General features: G+C 35.8%; 25 protein-coding genes, 1 pseudogene, 1 riboswitch and 1 other annotated feature. Of the genes and pseudogenes, 1 reads left to right on the top strand and 25 read right to left on the bottom strand.

Going from position 1 to position 26,284, the window contains the following annotated elements; genetic code table 11:
• From murD to dapG, 8 genes are all read right to left on the bottom strand, one after another.
• Positions 1-1,377, bottom strand: a complete 1,377-nt coding sequence (gene murD, locus QM017_RS03705) for a UDP-N-acetylmuramoyl-L-alanine--D-glutamate ligase (RefSeq protein ID WP_178198169.1) — start codon at positions 1,375-1,377, stop codon at positions 1-3.
• Positions 1,378-1,404: 27 nt separating this feature from the next.
• Positions 1,405-2,367: a phospho-N-acetylmuramoyl-pentapeptide-transferase gene (mraY, locus tag QM017_RS03700; protein WP_178198170.1), complete on the bottom strand. Its 963-nt coding sequence runs from the start codon at positions 2,365-2,367 to the stop codon at positions 1,405-1,407.
• Between the two features lie 37 nt (positions 2,368-2,404).
• The gene (locus QM017_RS03695) at positions 2,405-4,546 is read right to left on the bottom strand and encodes a penicillin-binding transpeptidase domain-containing protein (RefSeq protein WP_282708893.1); all 2,142 of its coding nucleotides are present in this window, start codon (positions 4,544-4,546) and stop codon (positions 2,405-2,407) included.
• Positions 4,543-4,908 (bottom strand): cell division protein FtsL, encoded by a 366-nt coding sequence (gene ftsL / locus QM017_RS03690; protein ID WP_178198172.1) that lies wholly within the window; start codon positions 4,906-4,908, stop codon positions 4,543-4,545. The genes QM017_RS03695 and ftsL overlap by 4 nt, the downstream gene beginning before the upstream one ends.
• Positions 4,909-4,922: 14 nt before the next feature.
• Positions 4,923-5,870: a 16S rRNA (cytosine(1402)-N(4))-methyltransferase RsmH gene (gene rsmH / locus QM017_RS03685; RefSeq protein WP_282708892.1), complete on the bottom strand. Its 948-nt coding sequence runs from the start codon at positions 5,868-5,870 to the stop codon at positions 4,923-4,925.
• A gap of 12 nt (positions 5,871-5,882) precedes the next feature.
• On the bottom strand, positions 5,883-6,314 hold the full coding sequence (gene mraZ / locus QM017_RS03680) for a division/cell wall cluster transcriptional repressor MraZ (RefSeq protein ID WP_282708891.1): 432 nt from the start codon (positions 6,312-6,314) through the stop codon (positions 5,883-5,885).
• A gap of 175 nt (positions 6,315-6,489) precedes the next feature.
• Positions 6,490-6,843, bottom strand: coding sequence for a DUF3397 family protein (locus tag QM017_RS03675; protein ID WP_178198175.1), 354 nt, complete (start codon positions 6,841-6,843; stop codon positions 6,490-6,492).
• A gap of 22 nt (positions 6,844-6,865) precedes the next feature.
• Positions 6,866-8,068: an aspartate kinase gene (gene dapG / locus QM017_RS03670; protein ID WP_282708890.1), complete on the bottom strand. Its 1,203-nt coding sequence runs from the start codon at positions 8,066-8,068 to the stop codon at positions 6,866-6,868.
• 173 nt (positions 8,069-8,241) lie between these two features.
• Between dapG and QM017_RS03665 the strand changes: the two genes are divergently transcribed.
• A complete protein-coding gene (locus QM017_RS03665; RefSeq protein WP_178198223.1) occupies positions 8,242-8,358 on the top strand; it encodes a DUF4044 domain-containing protein in 117 nt (38 codons plus the stop codon).
• Between the two features lie 44 nt (positions 8,359-8,402).
• Here the strand turns inward: QM017_RS03665 and thiT are convergent, their stop codons facing one another.
• The 17 genes and pseudogenes from thiT to QM017_RS03580 form a co-directional block, all read right to left on the bottom strand.
• A complete protein-coding gene (thiT, locus tag QM017_RS03660) occupies positions 8,403-8,978 on the bottom strand; it encodes an energy-coupled thiamine transporter ThiT (RefSeq protein WP_178198177.1) in 576 nt (191 codons plus the stop codon).
• A gap of 42 nt (positions 8,979-9,020) precedes the next feature.
• Positions 9,021-9,120: riboswitch (TPP riboswitch) on the bottom strand.
• A gap of 122 nt (positions 9,121-9,242) precedes the next feature.
• The gene (locus QM017_RS03655) at positions 9,243-10,175 is read right to left on the bottom strand and encodes an alpha/beta hydrolase (RefSeq protein WP_178198178.1); all 933 of its coding nucleotides are present in this window, start codon (positions 10,173-10,175) and stop codon (positions 9,243-9,245) included.
• A 128-nt stretch (positions 10,176-10,303) separates the two neighbouring features.
• Positions 10,304-11,773 carry a cardiolipin synthase gene (cls, locus tag QM017_RS03650; protein ID WP_282708889.1) on the bottom strand — a complete coding sequence of 490 codons (1,470 nt, stop codon included), beginning with the start codon at positions 11,771-11,773 and terminating at the stop codon, positions 10,304-10,306.
• Between the two features lie 111 nt (positions 11,774-11,884).
• Positions 11,885-12,688: a septum site-determining protein MinD gene (minD, locus tag QM017_RS03645; protein ID WP_282708888.1), complete on the bottom strand. Its 804-nt coding sequence runs from the start codon at positions 12,686-12,688 to the stop codon at positions 11,885-11,887.
• A gap of 3 nt (positions 12,689-12,691) precedes the next feature.
• Entirely contained in the window at positions 12,692-13,357 is a 666-nt protein-coding gene (locus QM017_RS03640; RefSeq protein WP_282708887.1) for a septum site-determining protein MinC, read from the bottom strand.
• A 24-nt stretch (positions 13,358-13,381) separates the two neighbouring features.
• Positions 13,382-13,897: a rod shape-determining protein MreD gene (gene mreD, locus QM017_RS03635; protein ID WP_282708886.1), complete on the bottom strand. Its 516-nt coding sequence runs from the start codon at positions 13,895-13,897 to the stop codon at positions 13,382-13,384.
• A gap of 13 nt (positions 13,898-13,910) precedes the next feature.
• A complete protein-coding gene (gene mreC / locus QM017_RS03630) occupies positions 13,911-14,762 on the bottom strand; it encodes a rod shape-determining protein MreC (RefSeq protein WP_282708885.1) in 852 nt (283 codons plus the stop codon).
• Between the two features lie 218 nt (positions 14,763-14,980).
• Positions 14,981-15,985, bottom strand: coding sequence for a rod shape-determining protein (locus tag QM017_RS03625; RefSeq protein ID WP_178198184.1), 1,005 nt, complete (start codon positions 15,983-15,985; stop codon positions 14,981-14,983).
• A 130-nt stretch (positions 15,986-16,115) separates the two neighbouring features.
• Positions 16,116-16,325: a cold-shock protein gene (locus tag QM017_RS03620; RefSeq protein ID WP_282708883.1), complete on the bottom strand. Its 210-nt coding sequence runs from the start codon at positions 16,323-16,325 to the stop codon at positions 16,116-16,118.
• Between the two features lie 80 nt (positions 16,326-16,405).
• Positions 16,406-16,555, bottom strand: a pseudogene (locus QM017_RS03615) (JAB domain-containing protein); the annotation flags it as partial.
• A 591-nt stretch (positions 16,556-17,146) separates the two neighbouring features.
• Positions 17,147-17,680: a JAB domain-containing protein gene (locus QM017_RS03610; RefSeq protein ID WP_178198187.1), complete on the bottom strand. Its 534-nt coding sequence runs from the start codon at positions 17,678-17,680 to the stop codon at positions 17,147-17,149.
• Positions 17,681-17,726: 46 nt separating this feature from the next.
• Positions 17,727-18,380 carry an HAD family phosphatase gene (locus QM017_RS03605; protein WP_178198188.1) on the bottom strand — a complete coding sequence of 218 codons (654 nt, stop codon included), beginning with the start codon at positions 18,378-18,380 and terminating at the stop codon, positions 17,727-17,729.
• On the bottom strand, positions 18,371-19,681 hold the full coding sequence (locus tag QM017_RS03600) for a folylpolyglutamate synthase/dihydrofolate synthase family protein (protein WP_282708881.1): 1,311 nt from the start codon (positions 19,679-19,681) through the stop codon (positions 18,371-18,373). Before QM017_RS03600 ends, QM017_RS03605 begins: the two co-directional genes overlap by 10 nt.
• A 114-nt stretch (positions 19,682-19,795) precedes the next feature.
• A complete protein-coding gene (locus QM017_RS03595; RefSeq protein ID WP_178198190.1) occupies positions 19,796-22,459 on the bottom strand; it encodes a valine--tRNA ligase in 2,664 nt (887 codons plus the stop codon).
• 54 nt (positions 22,460-22,513) lie between these two features.
• Positions 22,514-22,720, bottom strand: a binding site (T-box leader).
• Positions 22,721-22,756: 36 nt separating this feature from the next.
• Positions 22,757-23,707: a pyrimidine-specific ribonucleoside hydrolase RihA gene (gene rihA, locus QM017_RS03590; protein ID WP_282708879.1), complete on the bottom strand. Its 951-nt coding sequence runs from the start codon at positions 23,705-23,707 to the stop codon at positions 22,757-22,759.
• 82 nt (positions 23,708-23,789) lie between these two features.
• Complete coding sequence (thiI, locus tag QM017_RS03585) at positions 23,790-25,007, bottom strand: tRNA uracil 4-sulfurtransferase ThiI (protein WP_282708878.1); 1,218 nt, start codon at positions 25,005-25,007, stop codon at positions 23,790-23,792.
• A 14-nt stretch (positions 25,008-25,021) separates the two neighbouring features.
• Positions 25,022-26,170: a cysteine desulfurase family protein gene (locus QM017_RS03580; protein ID WP_282708877.1), complete on the bottom strand. Its 1,149-nt coding sequence runs from the start codon at positions 26,168-26,170 to the stop codon at positions 25,022-25,024.
• Between the last annotated feature and the right edge of the window lie 114 nt (positions 26,171-26,284).

Here is a 26,284-nt window from a genome sequence, read left to right as displayed (position 1 = left end):
TTAGTTTCCTCCGACTTCTTGGGCTAATTTTTGAATTTCTTCAATGTATTTATCGCCCCGCACCTCAAATGTTGGCCATTGATCCCAACTTGCACATGCTGGTGAAAGTAAAATAACATCTCCAGGCTTACTTAACTCATAACCAACTTTAACTGCAGCTACTGCATCTTTAACTTCGACAATCTCTTTTATCCCAGCTTGCTTGCCTGCTTTGGCAAAAAGTTTTGCTGTCTGCCCAAAAACTACTAAAGCACAGACATGTTCTTTAAAATCAGGTACTAAATTTTCAAAAGTAAAACCACGATCTAATCCACCTGCCAATAAGATAACATTATCAGCAAAACCACTTAAGGCCTTTTGTGTAGCAGGCATATTAGTTGCTTTTGAATCATTGTAAAATTTGCGTTCATTAATTGTCGTTACATACTGTGTGCGGTGTCTAACGCCACCAAAGGTTGCCAACACTTCACAAATTGCTGCGGTTTTTACACCAAAAATCTTCGCTACACAAATAGCAGCTAAAGCATTTTCAATATTATGTGTTCCTGGAAGTTTGATATCAGTAACATCTATAATCTTTTCGTCTTTAAAGTATAATGCTCCATCTTTTTGATATGCACCAGCTTGTGTTAGATTTTTACGTGAAAATGGTACAACCTTGCTAACGGCTTTTTTACTCAATTCTTGCCATTCAATTTCATCCCAGTTAACAACAAAATAATCACTTGAAGTTTGATTTTGAATCAAGCGTAACTTTGCTTCAACATATGCTTGACGCGAACCATGATAATCAATATGCGCCTCATAAATATTAGTTAAAACTGCAACTTTTGGATGTACAGTTTGCATACCTAATAATTGAAAACTTGATAGTTCTGCAACTACCGTATCATCTACAGTAGCTTGGCTTGCAACATCTGCCAATGGAATCCCAATATTTCCTGCAACATAAGCTTTTTTAGTAGGAAATCCCGCATTTAACATCAGGCTAATTAATGTTGTCGTAGTTGTTTTACCGTTAGAACCTGTAACTCCTATTAGCGAAGCTTCTAGTACTTTTGTAGCTACTTCGGGTTCTGTGATAATCGGCAATCCCTTTGCTTGAGCAGCTTGAATTAACTCATTACTATAAGGAATTCCGGGATTTTTAACAACTATTTGATTTTCATCTAATAATTCCAACGGATGACTTCCAGTAATAACCTTGATTCCTAGCTGCTTTAATTGTGCCAATGTATCTTGATCATTTACAGTTTTTTTATCATTAAGGGTAACTTTAGCCCCTAACTTAACCAACAGCTTGGCTACACTAAAACCACTTTTCCCTAAGCCGACTACTAAAACTTTTTTTGCTTGATAATCACTAATCATTTTCATAATAACAGGACTTCCTTACATAAATTACTAAATAATAATATACACACTAACAATTGCAAAAATCAATCCAACTAACCAAAATGTTAAATCAATGCGCCATTCACTCCAACCACACAATTCAAAATGATGATGTATCGGACTCATTTTAAAGATACGCTTGCCCGTCAATTTAAATGACGTAACTTGTAACATAACACTTGCTGTTTCACAAACAAAAATTATTCCAATAAATAATAAGGATAATTCATGACCTAACATAATCGAGACCGCCGCTAAAGCTCCACCTAAAGCCAACGATCCCATATCTCCCATGAATACCTTAGCTGGCTTATGGTTAAATCCTAAAAAGGCAATCATTGCTCCAATCACTGCTAAACAAAAGATTAAAACATCAATTTGTTTTTGCACATAAGCAATAACCGCATATGCTCCAAAAGCAATAATTGATTGTCCTGCTACTAAACCATCAATACCATCGGTTAAATTAACCGCATTAGAAAATCCAACTAACCAAAATAAAACAAAAGCTGCATATAACCAACCTATATTGAGTTCATATCCAAAAAAATGTAGTGCCATTGGCATTTTATTATGAACATAAACAATCAAAAAGATTACACCACCAATAATTTGACCCAATAATTTTTGCCAAGCTTTTAAGCCTTCATTTTGCTTCTTCCACAATTTGATAGAATCATCAAAAAATCCTAAAAAGCCATATAAAACCAAAATAAAATCTAATACCAACAGTGTTGCTGTTAATTCTTTTTGCCATAATGGATACCATAACCCGGTAAACAAAATAGCCAAATTAAAAACAAAACCTCCCATAGTTGGTGTTCCTGATTTTTTTTCATGCCAACTTGGGCCTTCTTCTCTAATCATTTGACCTTGCTTTTTTTTATGTGCATAATCGATAAACAACGGTAAAAATAATACCGTTACAATTAAGCTACTAATTAATGGTATTAAGATTTGAATCGTACTCATTAAAAAAATTGCTCCTTTATTTCAACTAAATACAAACTTAGTTTAATTTTACATCTAAAGTCTTTAAATTAGTTACATCTGTTCCAGCTACAATACTTTGACTTGTAGCATATCCTGAACCTGTAAAACTAACCTTTACCCCTAAAAGATAAGCCAATTTGGTAATATCACTACGCGACCAACCACTAATATCTGGCATCAATTTAGTACCATTGGTCAATAAAATCACTCTTTGTCCTTTTAATAAAGTTTCTTTAACATCGGTTTGCTTTTTAACCACACTACCATTACCTACAACTACTACATTAGCTCCAGTTTCTTGTAACTGTACCTTAGCAGTTTCTATACTTTGACCTACCACGTTTTTAACAGTAATAGTTTGTGCTCCATTGATACTTTCTTCATCCTGATCTAGAGTCCGTTTCATCAATGGATTAAAAATGCTCGAAAGAATAATTGTATTACCTGTCCCTAAACTCTTAGGTTGTTTCATTGTAACATACAAAATATATTTTGGGTTAGATGCAGGTGCCAATCCTACGACAGAAAAAATATAATTTTTCTCACCTGTTAAATAACCATTACCAGATTCATTAGCAAATTGGGCCGTACCCGTTTTCACAGCAATATCATACCCTTGCATTTTATATGGCGTTCCTGTCCCATTTGGATCATTGACAACGTCACGCATCATATCTATTACCTGTGTTGTCGTTTCTTTTGATACAGGATGACCAACTACTTCTTTTTTAGACTGATAAACCACATCATCGGTATCTGGATCGACAATCTTATCAACCAACCGCGGTTTAACCATTGTCCCACCATTAGCAATAGCACTAAACCCTTGCATCATCTGTAAAACTGTCACATCAATTCCTTGACCAAAAGCAGTGTTTGCTTGTTCAATAGGATATTTAAAACTAATTGAACCACTTGCTTCTTTTCCTAAGCCACTATTTGTACTTTTTAAAAAACCAAAACGTTTAATATACTTTTCCCACGTCTTAGCACCCATTTGTTGTTCTAAATAGGCCATTCCAACATTAGATGAACGAATAAAACCTTGACGATATGTTAAAGTTCCCCAATTCCTTGCCCAGTCATTAATTGGAATACCATCAATTCGATAAGTTCCTGACTTATATGTTGCATTTGGGTTATATATCCCACTTTCAATTGCAGCTGCCATCGTAAAAACTTTCATTGTTGATCCTGGTTCGTAAGTATCTTCAAATAACGTGTTAGCCCATTGATCATTGATACCTTCGCGTGTTTGCGCATTAAAGGTTGGCCGTTGACTGGCAGCTAAAATTTCACCAGTTTTGGCATTCATCAAGACTGCATTGATATTTTTAGGATGATAATTTTCTTGGGCTTTACTTAAAAGTGTCTCTAAATACGTCTGTAAACGCGAATCTAATGTTGTATAAATATCATCTCCATCTTTGACTTTACGCGCTTTAACTTTGGTATTTGGATTTGCTATACCATAAACATCGGTTGAAGCTGTCTTAATCCCATCTTGACCTGATAATTGTTTATCAAAGACCTTTTCTAACCCCATGATTCCAAGCATCTTATCTGAATCACTTTCATCTTTTTTAACAACCCCAATTAAATGTGAGGCAAAAACTCCATTAGGGTATAAACGTGCAACTGAGGCCGTAAAATTAATACCTTTGATATTTTTTTTAGCCATTTGTTTTTCAATAATTTGCTTTGTTTCGCGTGAAATTGAAGTACCATTAAATTCTACCTGATATAATTCTTGATTATCCGGATTCAAAATTTTAATAACTTTACCATAGCTCATATTCAAAGCTTTACTCAAAATTTCAGCAGCCTCTGGTTTTTGCTGTGGTTTTAAATAATTAGGAGCAGCATTTTTAGAAAGCACTACATAAACCGTATATGTTTCGGTATCTTCTGCAATTACTTGTTTATCTGCAGTATAAATCGTTCCACGTTTAGCTTTAATAGTTGTTGCCCGTTCATAAATGCTTTGGGCACTTTTGATAAGATTTATCCCTGAAACATTATGACCTAATGCAACATAAAAAAAACGGCCGATAAAAACCGTGAAAAACACTAATGTTGCAAAAAATAAAATAATCCCAAATAATTTCCGATTACTTTTTTGCTTTTTTTGATTCATCGTCCGTTTATCCATTTTCATTTAGTAACATTCCTTACCTTTTGTTCATCTATTGTTAATCCCGCTTTTTTAGCAATTTTATCCAATCGTGAACGACTCGATAATTCACTTATCTCTTGTTTTTTACTTTCATTACTATTATTGATTTGCGAGACATTTTGGGTAACTTTTTGCAACTGCATTTGAGCTGTTGCTAATCTAGCATTGAATGTAACTATAACGATTGCTAAAAACGCTAAGCAAAGAGCTGTTTTAATAATTAATGCTCTTGTTTTCTTTATGTACGGATTAACGCTATATCCAGGGGCTAGCGTTTGCGGTTGATTAACATCGACTTTCCGATTGGGCGTAACTACATTTAATTTTCTTGCTGTTGCTGGCATAACTTCCACATCCTTTATTTGATTTTCTCGATTACACGTAATTTCGCCGAATGTGCGCGTTTATTTTGTATTATTTCCTCTTTTGTTGGTAATATTGGCTTGCGCGTTACCAACCTAAAATCGGGTTGGTGCTCTTCAGGAATAATCGGTAAACCATTAGGAAGTGAAGGTAAGCTTGTCTTTTCTTTAAACATAGATTTTACCAAACGATCTTCTAAAGATTGGAAAGTAATCACACTAATTCTTCCATCTATGTTTAAAATCTCTAATGCTTGTTCAAGTGATTGTTCTAAGACTTTTAATTCATCGTTAACAGCAATTCGAATTGCTTGAAAGACTTTTTTTGCCGGATGTCCACTCTTACGACGTACCTTAGCTGGAATTGCAGCTTTTATTAACTCGACTAACTGTCCCGTAGTTTCGATTGCTTCACTTTGTCTTGTTTGTTCAATCTTTCTAGCTATTGATTTAGCAAATTTTTCTTCCCCATAACGAAAGAAAATCCGTACTAAATCTTCATAGGGCCATTCATTAACAATAACTCTTGCATTTAAAGATTGACTTTGATCCATTCGCATATCTAAAGTCGCATCAAAGCGATAACTAAATCCTCGATCTGCTACATCAAATTGAGGTGATGAAACACCTAAATCATACAAAACTCCATCTACATGATTAACACCTAATTGTTCCAACTGTACTTTTAAATTGCAAAAATTACTCTTAATTAAGGTAAGACGACCATTTGCTATTTCTTGTGCAAATTTTTCTTGATTATAAGCAAGCGCCACTTGATCTTGATCAAATGAATATAAATGTCCTTTTTGAGACAATTGTTTCAAGATTTTAGCAGTATGTCCACCGCCACCTAAGGTACAGTCGACATAAATACCATCTGGTTTAATATTTAAATTATCGACAGCCTCATTTAAAAGAACCGTAGTGTGTTGAAACTCACTCATAAAAAATCTCCTCTAAAAACCAAAATCAATCATATTTTCTGCAATTTCATCAAAATCTTCTTCTGCCTTTTGCGAAATCTCTTGCCAACGTTCTTGTGACCAAATTTCAATTCGTTCAGAAACTCCAACAATCACACAAGCTTTACTCAAAGCAGCATGCTCTTGTAATGACTTAGGAATATTAATTCTTCCTTGTTTATCATATTCGCACTCAGTTGCAGCCGAATAAAAGAAACGGACAAAAGTTCTGGCATCTCTTTTTGCTAAAGGCAATTTTTGTAGTTTTTCTTCGAGTGTTTCCCAATTACTCATAGGATAACCAAACAAACACCCATCGAGCCCTCGTGTTAAAACGAAGCGCTCACCAAGTTTTTCACGCAATTTTGCTGGTATAATCAAACGTCCTTTAGAATCAAGGGCGTGGCGAAACTCTCCCATGAGCATAGAAATCATCTCCTAAACTACACTTATACCCTATATACTACCACATTCCCCCACTCTCCACCACAATATACCACTAAAAAAATAATATCCTTTTATATAATTTTAGAAAAAGTTATATAATTTAAAAAAAGCGATATCTTAGCAATCAAATCATGCTCAGATATCGCTTCTTTGTTTAGACAATGTTGAGAAGCATACACAATTGAAAAATCAACAATACAATATAACTACTTAAAGCAACTAAATCAACTACACGCCAAAAACCTAATAAAAAGGAACTATATAAAATTTCACCCTCTAAATAAGCATGTAAAACAGTTTTTAATACACCAAAAACTGCTAAACCAAAAATAATAAATGGTATTACTGATAATCCCATTAGTTGCACTGACAAAAAATGAAGCGCCACTAAAATCAATGGTGTTAACAAATCAATTACGCGTAATTTTTTTATCTTTAATTTCTTCCAAATCAAATCTAATATTAGCCAGCAAACAAAGATAATTGCTAGTTGTATATACCATTCCATCAACATTGTTTCACCTATTTCATTATTCTTCGTCTAATAAAAAGACATCATGTAAAGTATTAACTGCTGCTGTTAAATCTTTACCATGCACCAAAACCCAAATTGTAGTATCACTATCCGTTGTTTGCAAAATTTGAATTTGATGTTTTGTCAAAGCTCGTACCATCTTAGCAGTAATCCCTGGGGTTCCTAACATTCCTGCCCCGATAATTGAAACTTTAACACAATCTGCAATAATTTGCACAGCAATATTTTGTGACTGCAACAATTTTTGTGCAACTAGCCCTTGCTCTTGATCTAAGTTAAATACGACTTTTTCTAAATCAATATTAATAAAGTCTACACTTAGATTATTTTCTGCTAACAAATCAAATACGGTTTGTGCATCGCAATCTTTGGAAAAAATAGTAAATTGCATTAAACCAACTTGATGTGCAACACCGGTCACCGAACGATAATGGCGTAATGCTAATTTACGGTTAGAAACTAAAGTCCCCATTTCTGTTACATCATCCCAAGTAGAACGAATACGTAAAGGCAAGTTTTCTTGATAAGCGACTTCTACTGCTCGTGGATGAATTACTTTAGCTCCTTCATGAGCCATATTAGCGACTTCTTCATAACTAACACTTTCAATAAAACGTGCTTTTTTAACAAGACGCGGATCACCAGTCATCATTCCAGATACATCGGTGAAAATATCAACTCTTTCAGCACCTAAAGCAACACCTAATAATGCTGCTGAGGTGTCTGAACCCCCGCGTCCTAAGGTAGTAATATGCCCTTCTTTTGATAAGCCTTGAAAACCTGCTACAACGACAACATCATTATTTTCAAATGCTTTTAAAATATTTACCGTTTGAACATCTAAAACTTTCGCATTTTGATAATCGTTATTCGTCTTAATTCCTGCATCTGGTCCCGTTAAAGCTGTTGCTTTAATTCCATTTGCATTTAACATTTCAGCAAAAACTGCCGTCGAAATGATTTCACCTACAGATACCACCATATCTAACTCACGCTTATTTAAATGTGTATCTGTTCCCCCAACTAAAGCCAGCAAAGAATCAGTTGCATAAGGTGCACCTTTACGCCCAATTGCCGATACAACAACTACTACTTTGTAGCCATTTTTCAACGAATATGCAACATGTTTCATCGCTTTTTTTCGTGAATCAGTATCTTGAACTGAAGTTCCACCAAATTTTTGCACCATTATTTTCATAGAAAAACTCCCTTGCATTGGTTCTTTTAACGACTGATTAAAAAAACATCGTTTTTTTTATTATAATTGTTTAATTTACTAATAGCAATTTAATTTATTATCATAAATATCTTAATTTGACAGAGAATAATGTTTGAATTATAGTAAACTGTATAAATGATAAAGGGTGAATTATTTTGAAAAAAAAGCGTTCGACTTTCCAAAAAATAACAATGGTCGTTGTTTGGTTGATGTTAATCTTCACCTTAAGCGCCTTAGTTTTAGGAGCTGTTGGTTCCTTTTTAGGATAACAGCATTAAAAAACAGGATTTACATTTAGTGTAAATCCTGTTTTTTAATCTTGCAACGAAATTAATGCTGGCATGCGCGAAACAATAGCAAAAGAAACTATACTAGTTAAAACTAAATTAATCACTAAGCTTCCACCATTTATCACCAACGAATATAAAATTGGTCCTAAGCCCCATTGAGCATACTTTCCCCAATAAACAATTCCAGCATAAAAGTGAATCAAATATTTAGCTGTTACACTAATTAAAATTGCTAAAAATAAATATAACCAAGCTGTTTTTTGTTGTTTATTTAATAATGCTAGCTTTATTTTATTAGCATATAAGCCCGCTAAGCCAACTACCATATTAGCAATTGGATATTCTAACAACCCTTGCCATAAGGTCAACACAGAAGCTTTGCCCAACAAAATTGGCAATAACCCCCATAAAAAGCCAGCTAGCACCCCAGCCTTTAAACCACGTCGTAAGCTGTAAATAACTATGGGAATAATCCCTAAAGCTATATCGAAACTAGCAATCGATGGTACGACTACCGATAAAATCGTAGCTAATGCCGCCATCAAGGCCGCTTCAAGCATCACCTTTAATCTCTTATTAGTTGTAGTTGTTCTTTGCATAAAAAACCTCCTAATGTCTACGTTGCCAGACACTAAGAAGTGCATAAATAAGCAACACTTTCCTACGCTCGTACTAACGAACAGGTTCAAAGGGTCTGAAATTAAATTTCACTCTCAGCCAATGGCTCCCCTAGTGCTGGTAACATTTATTTAACTACAAAAATGATTATACCGTGAAATCACTTTAAACTCAAATATCATTTTTTATTTAAATAAAAAAACGGACAAGCCGTTCCGTTTCGAAGTTAAGGTCATTAATCAAAACTAGTTCATATATTTATCTAAGAACGTTTTGACTTTTTCTTGATATTGCTTAGGATAATTGATATACGACTTGGCATGAGTCGTATTTTTCGTTATCCAAATTTGCTTTGGAGCTGTAGTTGCCCGATAACTTTGATATACCATCTTTGTTGGAACAAAATCATCTTTATCACCGTGAATAAAAAAGATTGGTAACTTGTTTTTTTGAAGTTGCTTAAGCGAGTCAGCTTCTTTAAAGTCAAAACCTACACGCGCTTTAGCAATCCAATTAGCAAGCGTAATCAACGGTTCTTTAGGCAAACCAAACTGCGCCTTTAATTGATAAGCTAGTTCATCTTCTGTCTTGGAATAACCACAATCTTCAATAATCGCTTTAACTTGACTTGGCAATTTTTCGCCACTCATCATCATGACAGTAGCGCCTCCCATGCTGACACCAAACAAACCAATTCTTGAATCCTGACCATCTTTAGCAATTACTTGCTTAACCCATTTGATATAATCTAAACGATCATCCCATCCAAAATGAATATACTTTCCTTGACTTGCACCACTTCCACGATCATCTGGAGCTAAGACATTATAGCCTAATTCATGAAACATCTTGATATAAGAAGCCATATTCCAATGACTTCCTTGATAACCATGTGCAACAACAATCGTTTTATTAGTTTTTGTTTTAGCCGGCAAATAATAAGCCACCAAATCCAAATCGGTTCCAACAGCTCTTTGATGCCAAACTTCTTGATCTTGTTTTTTCAACCAACTAATCGATTGAGCATCGATTCCTTTTAGCTTAGGCGCTCTAGTTGATTTTAATGGATTTCCAAACGCATAACTTACCAAATAATTTGCCCCAGCACCAAGGCCTACGACAATTATACATAAAACACTGACTAAGCTAATTAGTAAAATTTTCTTTTTCTTACTCAAAGTCTAACCTCGTTTCAAATGTTTTACGCAGGCAAAATTTATTATACACCTTCTCTTGAAATTTGCTAACTATTTTTAACTAAAATTAAAAAACTCATGTCATTTAAAATGCTCATGAGTTTGATTAACTATAAAATTGGTGATAATAAGCGTGAGAAATATTGCTTAAATTTCAACCAGGCTGATTGTTTTTCAAAAAATTCTGGAGTCAACTGGCGACATTTTTTAAGATCTTCTTCGAAAATATGTGCAAATTCATAAGCTAATTGCCGATCATAACAAAACGCATTAGTTTCAAAATTAAGTTTAAAACTTCGAATATCCATATTAGCTGAACCAATTGATGTCAACTGACCATCAATCACAAATGATTTACAGTGAAGGAAGCCATTTTCGTATTGATAAATCTCGATTCCTTTTTCAAGCAAACTCTTTGCATAATATTGCGTAGCTCGATAAACAAAAATATGATCCGGCATACTTGGAATCATAATTTTAACCTTGACACCTGACAAAGCAGCTAAACTTAAAGCTTCTAATACAGAATCGTCAGGAATTAAGTATGGTGTTTGAATATAGATATATTCATTAGCACTACTGATTAATTTTAAATAACCTAATTTAATAGCCTCGGTTTCACTATCAGGTCCAGAAGAAACAATTTGAATACCAGTCGAACCTGCTGTTGATTCATGCCGTAGTGGAAAATAATTGTCACTATATTCTACTTTTTTGCCACCATTGCTATTTTTGATTGTTGCATTCCAATCCATAAAGAAACGAGATTGTAAGGCAACGGTAGCATTACCGTCTATTCTGACATGTGTATCACGCCAGTAGCCAAACTTCTTTGATTTTCCTAAATATTGATCTCCAACATTAAATCCACCAATATAACTAATCTTACCATCGATAACCACGATTTTACGGTGATCACGATAATTGATACGAGGACTATGAATCGGTGCTCGCTTGGAGCCAAAGAATGGTTCAGCTTGTCCTCCTAATTTTTCTAAATTCTTAAAAAAGTTATGTCGTTGCCCTCTAGATCCCATGCTATCATAAATTACACGTACTTCTACACCACGCTTGGCTGCATCTTCTAGTTCTTTTAAAAATTGCGTACCGATCTCATCACTAAAGATTGAATAGTATTCAATATGAATATGATTGGTTGCCTTGCGCATATCTTCAAAAAGTGCTGCAAATTTCTCTTTACCATCAGTAAAAATTTGCAACGAATTATTTTTTGTAAAAATAGCTTGATCACATTCTAAAAACAAATGCGCAGCTTGTCTAGCCTCATTTGTTAATAAATCACTAGGTAACAGCTCTTGGCGATTCCATTGTTCTTTTTGTAAATCAACAAGTTGATCGATTCCTAGTTTAGTTTGTGCCTTCAAATCAAAGATTTTTTCTTTAGAGATTTTTTTACCGGCAAATAAGTATAAAATGAATCCAAAAATTGGTAATAAATTTAAGACTAACAGCCATGCCCATGTTGCTGCAATATCTCTTTTTTCTTTAAAAACCGTAATTACTGCTAAAAAAGTGTTAATAACAATAATTGCCACAATCACGCTTGAAATTGCGTCCACTTCATCCACCACCTAGTCATTATTCTAGTGCGATTATACTATGGTTATACGCACATTTCCACTCTGATGCCTAAAAAAAGTTATGCCACACCTAAGTATGGCATAACCTAATTAAGCTTTCTTAAACCATGCACTGATTTTTTTGAAAAAGCCACCCGTTTCTTGTTGCATAGACATTAACGGTACGGTTTCTCCTTCTAGACGACGCGCAATATTACGATAACCTTGACCAGCTGGATTATTTTCATTTAAAACAATCGGTTCACCTTTATTAGCCGAACTGATTACTTCATCATCATCAAAAACAATTCCTAATAATTTAATTGCTAAGTGATGTGTTATTTCATCAATATCTAACATATCTCCATCATTAACCATATGCTTTCTAATTCGACTAATTACTAACATTGGTGGGTTTTCTAGTTGGCGCTGTTCCAATAATCCAACTACTCGATCAGCATCTCTTACAGCAGAAACCTCAGGTGTAGAAACAACAATTGCTTCATCTGCTCCTGCAATAGCATTCATAAACCCTTGTTCAATACCAGCCGGACAATCTAATAAGATATAATCAAAATCAGGTCTTAACTCCTCAACTAATTCTTTAACTTGTTCAGGGGTAATAGCTGATTTATCAGTATTTTGTGCTGCCGGTAGTAAGAATAATTTATCACCAAACTTTTTATCTTTAATCAAAGCTTGATGTAACTTTGCTCGTTTTTCAACCACGTCAACAATATCATAAATAATACGATTATCCAATCCCAAGGCTACGTCTAAATTACGTAAACCAATGTCTAAATCGATTAAACACACCTTCTTATTAAGTAACGCAAGGGCACTGCCTAAATTAGCAGCTGTAGTTGTCTTTCCAACACCACCCTTACCTGATGTAATAACTATTGATCTTCCCATAAATTAAAAACCTCCCATCTGTGCAAATAGTTTCGGTCTTAAGTTCTTTAATTCAACAACTTGTGTATGCGCTAAATCATGCAAATCATTAACATAGACCACATTATCTTCATCTTGCACGACTGTCTCATCTTCTAAAACATCTACCAAATCTGCAATTCTAACTTGTTGAGCATCTTTGATTTTACCAACAATTACAGCACGTGTATCATCTTTATATCCAGCATGCAAAATTCCTTGAACATCTCCTAAAACAAAGATGCTTCCTTTAGCTTGTAAGATGCCACCTTGGTGCACACACCCTAAAAATAATACATCTCCATCAATTGTCTTAATTTGACCATTGCGGATAACATCTGCACAAAAATGTGTCATGTTTTTATGCATTATTTCTTGCGCATCGGTTACTGTGATTACATCTGCTAAAATCTTATGAATTGAAAATTGTGGATAAACACTGAAAACTTTTTCCAATTGTTGTTTTTGCTCAGCAGTCAATAAGCGTTGTTTTGTATTAACATTAAATGCCACTGGTTTAGTTGACTTAGTATCGTCATGTAGCTTTTTTAATAACTCAGTTAATTCTACTAGTACTTGTTCAAAGCTTGCTTCTGATTTAATAATTAATTCATAACCATTTTTAAACCCCTTTAAGACAACCGCTGTCATGCTAACAACTCCTTTAAATTAAACTCATGCGAATTTTTCAAAAAGTTTTCTCAATGGCACATACAAGACCACAAAGAAAAACATATTATAAGCTAATGTTGGCCCTAATGTTCGTGCAATAAAATTAGTTGCAGAAACATTTGCCAATCCAATTAACGAATTAATCCAATAAGATAAAGTTGTCAATAAAGTTACATCGATTAAATAGATCAAAAAGACCAACATAAATGTCGGTGAAAAAAAGTTAAAGGTTTCCCGATTTAAATACACCATCAATGGGAATAAAAACGTAAATATTCCCAAGATACCGCTGTAATATAAATCGTAAAATATCCCTGCAACAAACGCCCACCATAAAATCTTATCGTAATCTAAATAACACAATGCTAAAATTAACCACAATAATAATAATCGACTCTCCATACTCGATGTCGCAGTAAACATCCATTTTGAAAAATTGTAGCTAAGCGAGCCATCGAGCAATAAAAAAATGAACATTCCGCTAATAAAAATATAGCGCTTCTTAGCTATCGCTTGCATCACTTCACGTCCTTTAATCAGTTCTCTTGGCCACCGTTACCACACCCAAATCAGTAATATTAGCTGCGGGTTTAATATAAATTTTTGATGGCAAGCCATAATCGTTGTCTGCCACTTTTTCAACGGTTCCAATTAATAAACCTTTAGGAGTATTCCCTCCCATACCAGAAGTGATTACTTTTGTTCCTTTTTTGATTTCTTCTTTTAAGATTACCTGTCCCATTATTAACAAATTGTTATCGACATCATAACCGGTAATCAATCCATTAACAACATTATCTTTGGCATTCACCAATTGAACTGCAAATCTATTAGCCGAATCATTTTGCGTTGTAATCAATTCAACTTTACTATTAGTTTGGTTGACTTCTGTGACACGTCCAATCAATCCTCTTCGTGATAGTACCGCAGCATTTTTAGTCACACCTGCTAAAGAACCCTTGTTAATCACAACTTGATTTTGCCAAGTCGAAGGTGAACGCGAAATAACATATGCACTGATTTTATCGTAATCAGTTAAAGACTTATTTAACTTTAATTGTTGTTTTAATGCCTTGTTTTCTTCACGTAACGTTTGATTTTCAACCTTTTGAGCAGCTAAATTATCAACTTGCTTTTTTAAATCTTGATTTTCTTGATAAGTGTTAATCAAATCACTAAAAGATTTTCCAGCTGAACTAACCGCTGCAATTGGGGCATTTACTACTCGTTCTACTAACCCAGCTGCCTCATTACCAAACTGTTGCACAAAAGTGGGCATCGAACGATTGTTACGTACTGAAATCGAAAAGGCAATCATCAAAAAACTAATTGTAATTGCAATCAAGATGATTACGAGTTTCTTATTAAAAAAAGATTTTTGCATCTTAATAAACTCCTAGCTAGTCTTCAATTACTCCTAGCTTTTTCCTTTCTCATATTAATATAATATCATTTTTTTATTATTTATGCCGTGTAAAAACAATCACTTTATAAATTATAGCATAACGTTAATTAGGACTCATTTTTTTAAGTTACCTTACAAAAAAATTAAGAGGTTGGACGACTAAGCTCCAACCTCCTAACTAAAATGACTTCAATCGTCTATTTTTTCTTCATAACTTCGATGCTCTTTAAAGATTCACCCGTACCAACAGCAACACAATCTAATGGTTCAGTTGCTACAAAAACAGGAACTTTAGTTGCTTCTGAGATAACATCTGGCAAATGACGCAACTGTGCTCCACCACCAGTCAAAACAATTCCGTGATCGATAACATCAGCTGCAATTTCTGGTGATGTTTCTTCCAAAGTTTCTTTAATAGCTGTGATAATTTCTTCAACAACTTCTTGGATAGCTTCGGCAACATCTTCAGCCTTAATTTCAATAGTCTTTGGTAAACCTGTTACCAAATCACGACCACGAATAGTTTGGCTATCTAATCCACGTGCAGCTTCCACTGAAGCAGAAGCAACATCCATCTTAAGTTGCTCAGCTGTTCTTTCACCAATCAATAAATTGTAATTCTTGCGCACATAATAAATGATAGCATCATCAATCTTATCTCCAGCCATACGAATTGAACGACTAGAAACGATCCCACCTAAAGAAATCGTTGCAACATCCGTAGTTCCACCACCGATATCAACAACCATACTACCTGTTGGGTCCATAACTGGTAGCCCTGCACCAATTGCAGCAGCAAATGGTTCTTCAATCACATAAGCATCACGAGCTCCAGCTACACGTGTAGCATCGATTACAGCACGTTTTTCAACTTCAGTAACACCGCTTGGTACACAAACCATCACGTATGGCTTGCCACTTTTACCACCCAAAGCTTTTTGAATATAATATTTCATCATTGCCACTGTTGTATCATAATCAGCAATTACGCCATCTTTCATTGGACGAATTGCTACAATACTAGCTGGAGTACGTCCAATCATGGCACGTGCTTCTGAACCAACAGAAACTATTTCACCTGTTTTAGTATTTTTAGCTACAACTGAAGGTTCACGTAAAACGATTCCTTTACCTTCAGCATAAACGATTGTATTTGCAGTTCCAAGATCAATTCCGATATTTTTTGTCCCGATTCCGAACACTGTCTTTCATCCCTTCATGATGCTTCCTAACTAGGAGTGAAGCATAAAATTCACATTATTTAAATTATACCATACTTAGAGCTTATCTTTTAGTTAAAATTATAGTCTAACTTTTAAGAAAATATTATTTTTACTGCTCTTCGATAGTTACCAAAGCTGCTTGTGGACCTTTTTTGCCTTCAACTGAGACAAAATTTACTCGCTGACCGACTTCTAAAGTTTTGTAACCTGAACTTTGAATTGCTGAAAAATGAACAAATACTTCTTCGCTTTGATCATCAGGCTTAATAAAACCAAAACCTTTTTGCTTATCAAACGACAAAACACTACCAGTTAGCAACACACATTCACCCCTTGTAATTTAACACTTTTGTGAAAGTTTAACATAATTTAAAATGAGCGACAAGCGTTCTAGACGACTTAATGTAAAATTTTTTCTTCTCTCATGCTTAAATAATTATTGCGTCCAACAATCAAATGATCTAACAAATCAATCCCTAAAAGTTTGCCAGCCTCGGCTAATCTCTTAGTTAAGAGTAGATCATTTTTTGAAGGCGTCACGTTTCCACTTGATAGCAATAGGTAAGCTTTTGTTGTTAACTCCAACTTTTCCCCTGCTTCACACCGAGCATACGACTTTCACCGTACTCGGCGTTCCACCGTCATTTGACGGCTGAAGGCTGTTGCTTTTCCTCGATTAAAAGGCTTCTTTGCTCGTGCCTTCGCTCTCACTAACATTAATTGAAATTATTATTTTTCTCAAACCGCTTCATCAAAGATGCTTTCTCCACGTTGCTAGCTTTCCACGTTCACTTTAGGTGTTCAATTTCTAACTTAGGTGCCACCTCTGACCTAACAACTAACCTACATCCTTTAAATGCACATGGTCGTTCATAACCATCATTTTACTTGACCACTAGTTGTTTTTTGTCCACTCAGATCTTTAAGTCGGTGGTTCGTCGACAAACTTGTATCCTCACCATATTAGACTTTTTACGACTTCCGGCTCACAAAAAGCCGCCTTTACCGAGTTTCACACCAACAGTTAAACATCTAACTATTCGCATGTCGGAGTCTCAAAGCGGATGCTTCAAAACGTTACTTTATCATTTCATCCAACACCTAAAGCGTTCATATTATAAATATGTGCAGTCTTTTCAACTACAAACATGTCTCACGATGATTATGGATAACCATGAAACGTGCTGCTGCATGACGCAAAGCTTCTTTAAATATTTCACGCGGATGAACCGTGGCACTGTTTAAAGTTCCTTTAAACAATGTTTCTTGCGCTAAAATTTGATTTTTTGTATCCAAATATAGACACACTAAAACTTCTTGTTGTAAATTTCCTAATTCTTTAGCCATATGTTCACCAATTTCTTGACTTGAATAAATTTGCCCTAAATTTAATGGACGTAGCGAATTAATCCGTTTTGAAAACTCCACTAACACTTCTAAAAAACACGCTTGCTTAGCAAAAAGCAACACCCATTCACCTTTAAACAATTCTCTAAACTGTCCTAAGTTAGTATGCTGTGCAAAATAATTATTAACACCTTGTTTTGCTTGTTTTTGATTAGTTGTTTGACTTAAAACATAATACAACAGTTCTTTGTCACTGAGATTTTGTGCACCAAAACGTTGAATTTGTTCTGTCAAATAGGCATTAGAATATTCATTAATTAATGTCATAAAAAAACCTCCCAGTTATAAAATACGCACTGGAAGGTTTAACTTTTTATTTTACAATAAAATCTTTGACTTGATGTAAATCGTCTAAAATAGCTAAAGTATGTTGTCTTTCGTATTCACCTGGTTGTAGATAATCAGGTACCATAATAACTGGAATTTCCGCGTTATTAGCGGCCTTAATGCCATTTACTGAGTCTTCGATAATAATTGTTTTTTGCTTATCTGGTGCGCCAGATTTTGCCCAAGCGACATTAAAGACTTCTGGATCTGGCTTAGCTTCATGCACATCATCAGCACAGATAATATGTTGAAAATTATGTTCTAAGCCCGTTTTTTCTAAGAAATATTCAATTTTGTCTTTGTCATTGCTTGAAGCTAGCGTATAGGCAATCTTTTGTTCATCGAGATATTTAGTTAATTCTAAAAATCCTGGTTTTAACTTCAACTCACCTTGGTCAACTACTGGATAAATGTTAGCAAAACTAATTTCAAAAAACTTGCTGATTAAATCACGATCCCCATAGTCTTTAACCATTTGTTCAAACATTGCTTCATTGCCCCCACCAATAAATTGACGGTAGTATTCAAATGAATAATCCATGCCTAATTGTTCGGCTGCAATGCTATTTGATTTGAAATAAACTTTTTCTGAATCAAAAATAACTCCATCCATATCAAAAATTACTAATTCTACATCCATGACAATTCTCCTTCTTTAAAATACTGTCTTACTTCCGAAATAAAATATAACGATCCTGTAAATAAAATTAAATCTTGCCCTTGTAAGTTATCAAGTGCTTGTTGTAAAGCTTGTGGCCAATTTTCAAATGCTTGCATCTTAAGCTTTTGGGCTAATTCTTGAGCCGCAAATGTCGGGCGATGACTAGCAAATGGTGTTAGATAAACCTCACAATGCTTTACTTGCGCTAATTTAGCCAACATTTGTTGTGGTTGTTTATCTGCTAAGGCCCCAAAAATAATCTGTACATGATAATTTTTAAAATGTTGCTTGAGCGTTTTATCGAGTTCTTCAATCGCCGCTAAATTATGCGCTCCATCTAAAATAATTAATGGTTCCTCATTAATAATTTCCATTCTACCGGGCCATTTTGTTTTGGCAATAGCTTGCTTGACGATTTGACTGGTGAGCTGCCAGCCTTCTTGTTTGGCTAAAAGCAACACGGCTGTGATAGCTAAGGCGGCATTTTTAGGCTGATAGGTCCCTAATAAACTTGTTTTTAAATCGATAAAGTTTTGCTCTAAGCCTTGATAACTAAACTGTTCTCCTAAAAAAGTGCTGGTCTTTTTAGACGTAACTGCAAAATCAGTTCCTAAGGCATAAACTTTAGCTTGCTTTGCTTGTGCAGTTGTCTTAATGACCTCTAAGGCCTCGGTTGGTAGCTGTCCTAGCACAAGTGGAACTTGCTTTTTAATAATGCCGGCTTTGTGTTTGGCAACTTGAGCTAAGGTCGTCCCTAAAAGCTCACCGTGATCTAAAGCAACCGTTGTAATCACACTAACAGCTGGTGTAATGACATTAGTTGAATCATATAAACCACCAATTCCGACTTCTAAGATGACATAATCGGGGCGTTTTTTAGCAAAATAATTAAACATCAATGCGGTAACAATTTCAAATTCAGTTGGTCCTAAATCTTGTTGATCTAATTTAGCCACATGAGGCGCAAGTTCTAAGACTTCAGCTAAAAGTTCTGCATCACTAATCATCACACCATTTAACATGATACGCTCATTAAACTTGGTAATAAATGGTGAAATAAAAGTTCCTACACTAAACCCAGCATTTAATAACAAATCACGGGTATAAGCGGTTGTTGAACCTTTGCCATTTGTTCCGGTAATATGAATGAACTTGAGTTTTTCTTGGGGATTGCCTAAATTTTTTAAAAGTTGCTGCATTCGCTTTAAACTTGGAATCTTTTTAAATTTTTGTCGTCCATGAATAAAGGCTAAGGCATCCTGATAAGTTGTAATTTCCATTTTTTGAAATCCTTTTAATAATAGTTTCAACCTTATTTTACCGTAAAATCTTATTAACGTAAATTAATGTAATAAAAAAGACTTGTTTTAGCACTAAAACAAGTCTTTTTTTACTTAAAGTTGAGCTTTCAAAGCTGCAATCCGTTCGTTAGTTGCTACTAATTTAGCTTGATAGCCGGCTAATTTTTCTTTTTCTTTAGCGACAACTTGCTCTGGTGCATTGGCCACAAAGCGTTCATTGCCTAATTTCTTTTCGCCACGTGCTACTTCACTTTCAAGCTTAGCTGCTTCTTTTTGTAAACGAGCAACTTCTTCATTTAAATCAATTAAATCAGCTAATGGTAAATAGACTTCAGCTCCTGTAATCACTGAGGTCATTGCTAAAGCTGGTGGTGTTACATCGCTACCAATTTCCAAATGTTTTGGATGGCAGAAACGATCAATATAGTCTTTATTAGCCTCAAACACCGCTTTAGTTTGTGGATTAGTTGTCTTAATTAAGATTTCAATTGCTGAAGACATTGGCGCATTTACTTCCGCCCGACTGTTACGTACTGCTTTGATCAATTCGATTAAGTTTTCCATTTCAGCTTTGGCTGTTTCATTGCTAAAATCAGCATTTGGGGTTGGATAAGCTGCGGTTACTAAAGATTGACCTTGATGTGGCATTGACAACCAGATTTTTTCAGTCACAAATGGCATGATTGGATGCAATAAGCGTAAAGTTTGATCTAAGACATAGCATAAGATATTTTGCGTGTTTTGTTTTTGTTGTTGATCTTGACCATTGAGATTTTCTTTAGCCATTTCAATGTACCAATCACAAAAATCATTCCAAATGAAGTTATACAAGGCACGACCTGCTTCACCAAATTCAAAGTTATCAAATAAGCGTGTTACTTGTTCAACCGTTTCATTTAAGCGCGCCAAGATCCATTTGTCGGCTAATTGCCATTGTTCTTTAGCTGGTAATTGACCGGTTGTGTCTTCGCTTAGATTCATGATTACAAAACGACTAGCATTCCAAATCTTATTGATGAAGTTCCAAGCAGCATCCATCTTAGTATAAGAGAAGCGCACATCTTGACCAGGTGCTGAACCATTTGACAAGAACCACCGTAAAGCATCGGCACCGTATTTGTCGATGACATCCATTGGATCAATCCCATTGCCTAGTGATTTACTCATCTTTCTACCTTGTTCATCACGAATTAAACCATGAATCAACACATGTTTAAACGGACGACGTTTTGTGAATTCAACACTTTGGAACATCATCCGCGCAACCCAAAAGAAGATGATATCATAACCAGTTACTAAAGTATTAGTTGGGAAGTAACGCTTAAAGTCAGCACTTTTTTCATCTGGCCAACCCATTGTTGAAAATGGCCATAAAGCACTTGAAAACCAAGTATCTAAAACGTCTGGATCTTGGGTCCAATTTTCAATATCTGCTGGGGCTTGTTCACCAACATAAACTTCACCAGTTTCGTTATGGTACCAAGCTGGAATCTGATGACCCCACCATAATTGGCGTGAGATAACCCAATCATGAACATTTTCCATCCATTGATTAAAGGTGTGTTCAAAGCGTGGCGGTACAAAATCAACCCGATCATCACTTTGTTGGTTGGCTAAAGCAGCTTTAGCTAAAGGTTCCATCTTCACAAACCATTGTGTTGATAGACGTGATTCAACTTGGACACCGGTTCTTTCTGAATGGCCAACAGAGTGTGTGATTGGTTCGATTTCAAGCATGTAGCCTTGTTCTTGTAAGTCAGCCACAATTGCTTTACGTGCTGCAAAACGATCTAAGCCACAGTATTTGCCAGCTTTTTCATTCATGGTTGCATCGTCATTCATTGTATTGATGCGTTCCAAGTTATGACGATTCCCGACTTCAAAGTCGTTAGGATCATGGGCTGGGGTAATTTTTACCATCCCCGTTCCAAATTCAATATCAACATATTCATCGGCAATGATTGGAATCTTACGGCCTTGAAGTGGCAAGATAACTTCTTTACCAATCAATTCTTGATAGCGTTCATCTTTAGGATTAACGGCTACGGCCACATCCCCCATCATTGTTTCAGGACGGGTTGTCGCAATTTCAATATAGTTTTTACCAGCAAAAGTGAAACCTTCATCGGCAAATGGATATTTCACATGATAAAAGGCACCTTGATCATCTTGGTGGATAACTTCGATATCAGACAAAGCCGTCTTAGCCTTTGGATCCCAGTTGATGATGTATTCGCCACGATAAATCAAACCTTTTTCATAAAGCTTAACAAAAACTTTGCGGACAGCTTTAGACAAGCCTTCATCTAAGGTGAAACGTTCACGATCATAATCAAGTGACAAGCCTAATTTAGCCCATTGTTGATGAATAATATCAGCATATTCACCTTTCCATTCCCAGACTTTATCAACAAATTTCTCACGTCCTAAGTCGTAACGTGAGATTCCATCTTCTGCTAAACGCGCTTCAACTTTAGCTTGTGTTGCAATCCCAGCATGGTCCATCCCTGGTAACCACAAAGTATCAAAGCCTTGCATTCTTTTTTGGCGAATAATCATATCTTGTAAAGTTGTATCCCATGCATGACCTAAATGCAACTTTCCGGTAACATTTGGCGGTGGGATTACAATTGAATAAGGTTTTGCCTCTGGATTAGCGTTTGGCTTAAATAAACCAGCATCAACCCAAGTTTGATAGCGTCCTGGTTCAACTTGACTAGGATCGTATTTAGTTGACATTTCAACTTCTTTTGCCATAAATCATCTTCCTTTCTTTTGTAAAAATGAGCTTAAAAAAACACTGCCATCCACAAATAGGACGACAGTGCCGTGGTACCACCTAAATTGGGCTTTTAACCCCGCTTAAACTCATTGTTAACGAATTGACATCCGGTTATCCCTACTAATTTCAAGATAACAGCTCCCAAGCTACCAAAAAATTAACTTTTTAAGATGTCACACCAACCCATCTTTCTCTGAAAAAAGGCTTAATTTTTTGCTCTTGTTCATCACTTATATGTGTATTTTAGCGTTCAAAAAAAGTCTCGTCAAGTCTTAGAAGGTAGTTTTCCCATCAAAATGATGTAATAATTTGAAAATTAAAGCGACAAAGTCTTGACGCTTAACGTCTAACAAGACTTCGGTATTTTTAGGTTTGCCGGTCAAATCCCATTCATCAACGACGGTTTGCCCGCTAGTTAATTCACCTTTGGTTTCAACATCGACATTATATTTGGCACAAGTAAACAAACTTGGATCAATCAACCAGGCCAAAACACACGGATCATGCATTGGAACTCCTTTAAAGCCCCACTTTTCATCACTGTAATAAATGCTGTAAAACTTCATTTGACCAGCAAGAGTTTGCGCAACGACATTATCTGTAATTGCGGCAATTTCTTCAAGTTCATTGGGCCAAATCTGAGCTTGATGAGTCACGTTTAAGCCTGCCATAACAAGCGGAATTCCTGCATTCATCACGATTTTAGCCGCTTCGGGATCAACAGCAATGTTAAATTCAGCCACTGGCGTGCGATTACCAAAGCCTTTAGCGCCACCCATGAAAACAATTTGCTTAATTTTAGGCATCAATTCTGGATAAACCTTCAAAAATAACGCCATATTAGTCATTGGACCAGTTACCACTAGTGTAATTGGTTCTGCTTGCGCACGTAAAATCTGTGCCATCAATTCGATTGCATGCATTTTAACCGGTGCAAAATTTGGTTCAGGTAATGGAGCCCCATCTAAACCACTATCACCATGCACATCCGCCGCAATTTCTAGTTCTTTCATCAAAGGACTCTGATTGCCACCAGCGACTGGCACATCGGTTGCACCTAATAAAGTCAACATTTTCAAAGCGTTATTTAACGTCTTTTCAGGTGTTTGGTTACCAGCTGAAGTTGTTACCGCTAACAATTCGATTTCAGGAGAAGCAACGGCCATCATCAAAGCCATCGCATCATCATGTCCGGGGTCACAATCTAAAATAATCTTTTCCATGGTTAACACTCCTTTAAATAAAATGTTATCTTTATTATAACATACAAAAAAGCCACCTAAGAATTCTTAGATGGCCTCCTTTTTAAAGTAATTCGGCAAAGGTGTCGGCTTGCTTGTTTAAGTAGCTTTCACCTGGTTTGATTTCAGTTACTTTGATATTTGCTAAAGCTTCATTGACTAAGCCTTCGACATCTAATCTTTGCTCATATTCACGACATTTTTCGATACGTGGTTTAGTCTTTGGTGCTGGTGGCGCAAAGACCGTGCAACAATCTTCAAATGGCATGATTGATAAATCGAAAGTATCAATCTTTTGGGCAATATCGATGATTTCATTTTTGTCCATTGAAACAACTGGTCGCAAGATTGGCATGTTGGTTACATCATTGATGGCTGCCATACTTTCAAGTGTTTGTGAAGCAACTTGCCCTAAAGCCTCACCGTTAAAGATCGCCAAATCATTGCGTTTGCGCGCGATTGCTTCGGCCAAACGAAACATAAAGCGCCGTTGAATCGTCATCAAATAACCAGATGGCACGGCTTTTTTGACTTCTTCTTGAATCTTGGTAAAAGGCACTTCGATAAATTGAATATTACCGCCAAATGGTGTTAACTTCACAGTTAATTCCTTAGCTTTATCTAAAGCTTTTTGACTTGTGTATGGCGGACTAAAGAAGTGCACCATTTCAATATCAACTCCACGTTTTAAGGCCAAATAACCCGCAACAGGTGAATCAATCCCACCCGAAAGCATCAAAACGGCTTTTCCTGCTGTTCCAACTGGCAAGCCACCTGCTCCATCGATTGTTTCATAGGAAAGATAGATTCCGTTTAAGCGGATCTCACAACGTAAAGTTACATCCGGATTTTTCATTTGAACCTTTAATCCCGGAATTTTTTCTAACAAATATCCACCTAAATAATCATTCATTTGATTAGTATCATAGTCAAAGTTGTGATCGGAACGCCGTGTATTGATCTTAAAGGTCATTCCTTCATGATACAGTTTTTGCATTAATTCTAAAGCAACTTGGCGTACTTGCTTTACATCACGTTCAACTTTAATGGAAGGTGAAAAGTTTTGAATCCCAAAAACAACTTTTAAGCGTTTAATGATTTCAGCTGAATCAGCTCCGTTTAAATGGATATGCATCCGATCACGATGAGCCTTGATTTTTACTTCCGGAAAAGCGTTTAAAGTTTGCGAAACGTTTGTAGCTAAACGATCGATAAAGTTTTGGCGATTTTTGCCTTTGGTTGACAATTCGCCGTAACGAACCATAATTTCTGTGTATTGCATAAAAACTTCCTTTCTTAAGAATTTAATTGTTCAAAACGTTGATATAATTTGGCAAAAACAGCTAAAAATTCTTCAGCTTCTTTCAAAGTGTTTTCTTCATCTAAACTAACCCGCACCGCACTAGTGGCAATATCATCGGCAACATGCATTGCGGCTAGCGTACTTGAAGAAATACCTTTTTTAGACGAACATGCACTGGTTGTCGAAATGTAGATACCTTCTTTTTCAAAAGCATGCACAATCGTTTCGCCCCGAACACCTAAAATACTAAAGCATAAGATGTGCGGTGCAAAAGTTGCGCTTGTTTGCGAATGCATGACAACATTTGGATAAGTGCTAAGCTTATTTGCAAGATACTCTTTGATGGTGGCTTGTTGCTTAACTTTGGCTTGTTCATCGTCTAAAAGCAAACGTAACGCCTTGGCCATCGCAGCGATTGCAGGCAGATTTTCGGTCCCACTACGCAAGTTTTTTTCTTGACCGCCCCCAGCTAGTAAAGGTTGGATTTTCTTGCCTTGTTTTTTATATATAAAACCAACTCCACGCGGCGCATGAAATTTGTGCCCTGAAAAAGTTAAAAAATCAATACGTTCATTGTTAAGCAACGTTTGTAACCCTTTGCCTAAGGCCTGGACAGCATCGACATGAAAATGAATCTTAGGATATTCTTTCAAAATCTCGGCAATTTCTGCTAGCGGTTGAATGCTACCAACTTCATTATTAACTGCCATCACCGTCACCAAAATTGTGTCTTTACGTAAAGCTTGCCGTAAATCGGCCGGACTAACACGACCTTGACGATCAACTGGCAAGTATGTTACTTCAAAACCTAATTTTACTAATTGTTGTAAGGTATGACTGACCGCTGGATGCTCAATGCTCGAAGCAATGATGTGCTTGCCATATTTCATCTTTTCAAAAGCAGTTCCTTTTATAATCCAGTTGTCGCCTTCCGTACCGCCACTGGTAAAAAAGATCTCATGAGCTTGGCAGCCTATCAGCTGCGCAATTTGAGCTCTGGCCTGTTCCAATAATTCATAGGACTGTTCGCCTAAAGCATGTAACGAGGAAGGATTACCCCAAATTTTTTCACTAACAGCATTATAAGTGGCTAAAACTGCAGGCGCAACCTTGGTCGTTGCACTATTATCAAAGTAAATCATATTTTCCCTTCTTAATTTTTTTATTCTCGTATTTAAACCAAATATCATTTTAGCATATCACTTAGGCTAAAAAAAGTGAACTGAAAAAATTAAAAAGGACGTAGGGAAAATACG

Origin of the sequence: Ligilactobacillus sp. Marseille-Q7487, from assembly GCF_949152225.1 — a bacterium.
Lineage (GTDB): Bacteria > Bacillota > Bacilli > Lactobacillales > Lactobacillaceae > Ligilactobacillus.
The sequence above is the reverse complement of the archived record's forward strand: the minus strand, read 5'-3'. Positions and strand labels throughout refer to the sequence as shown.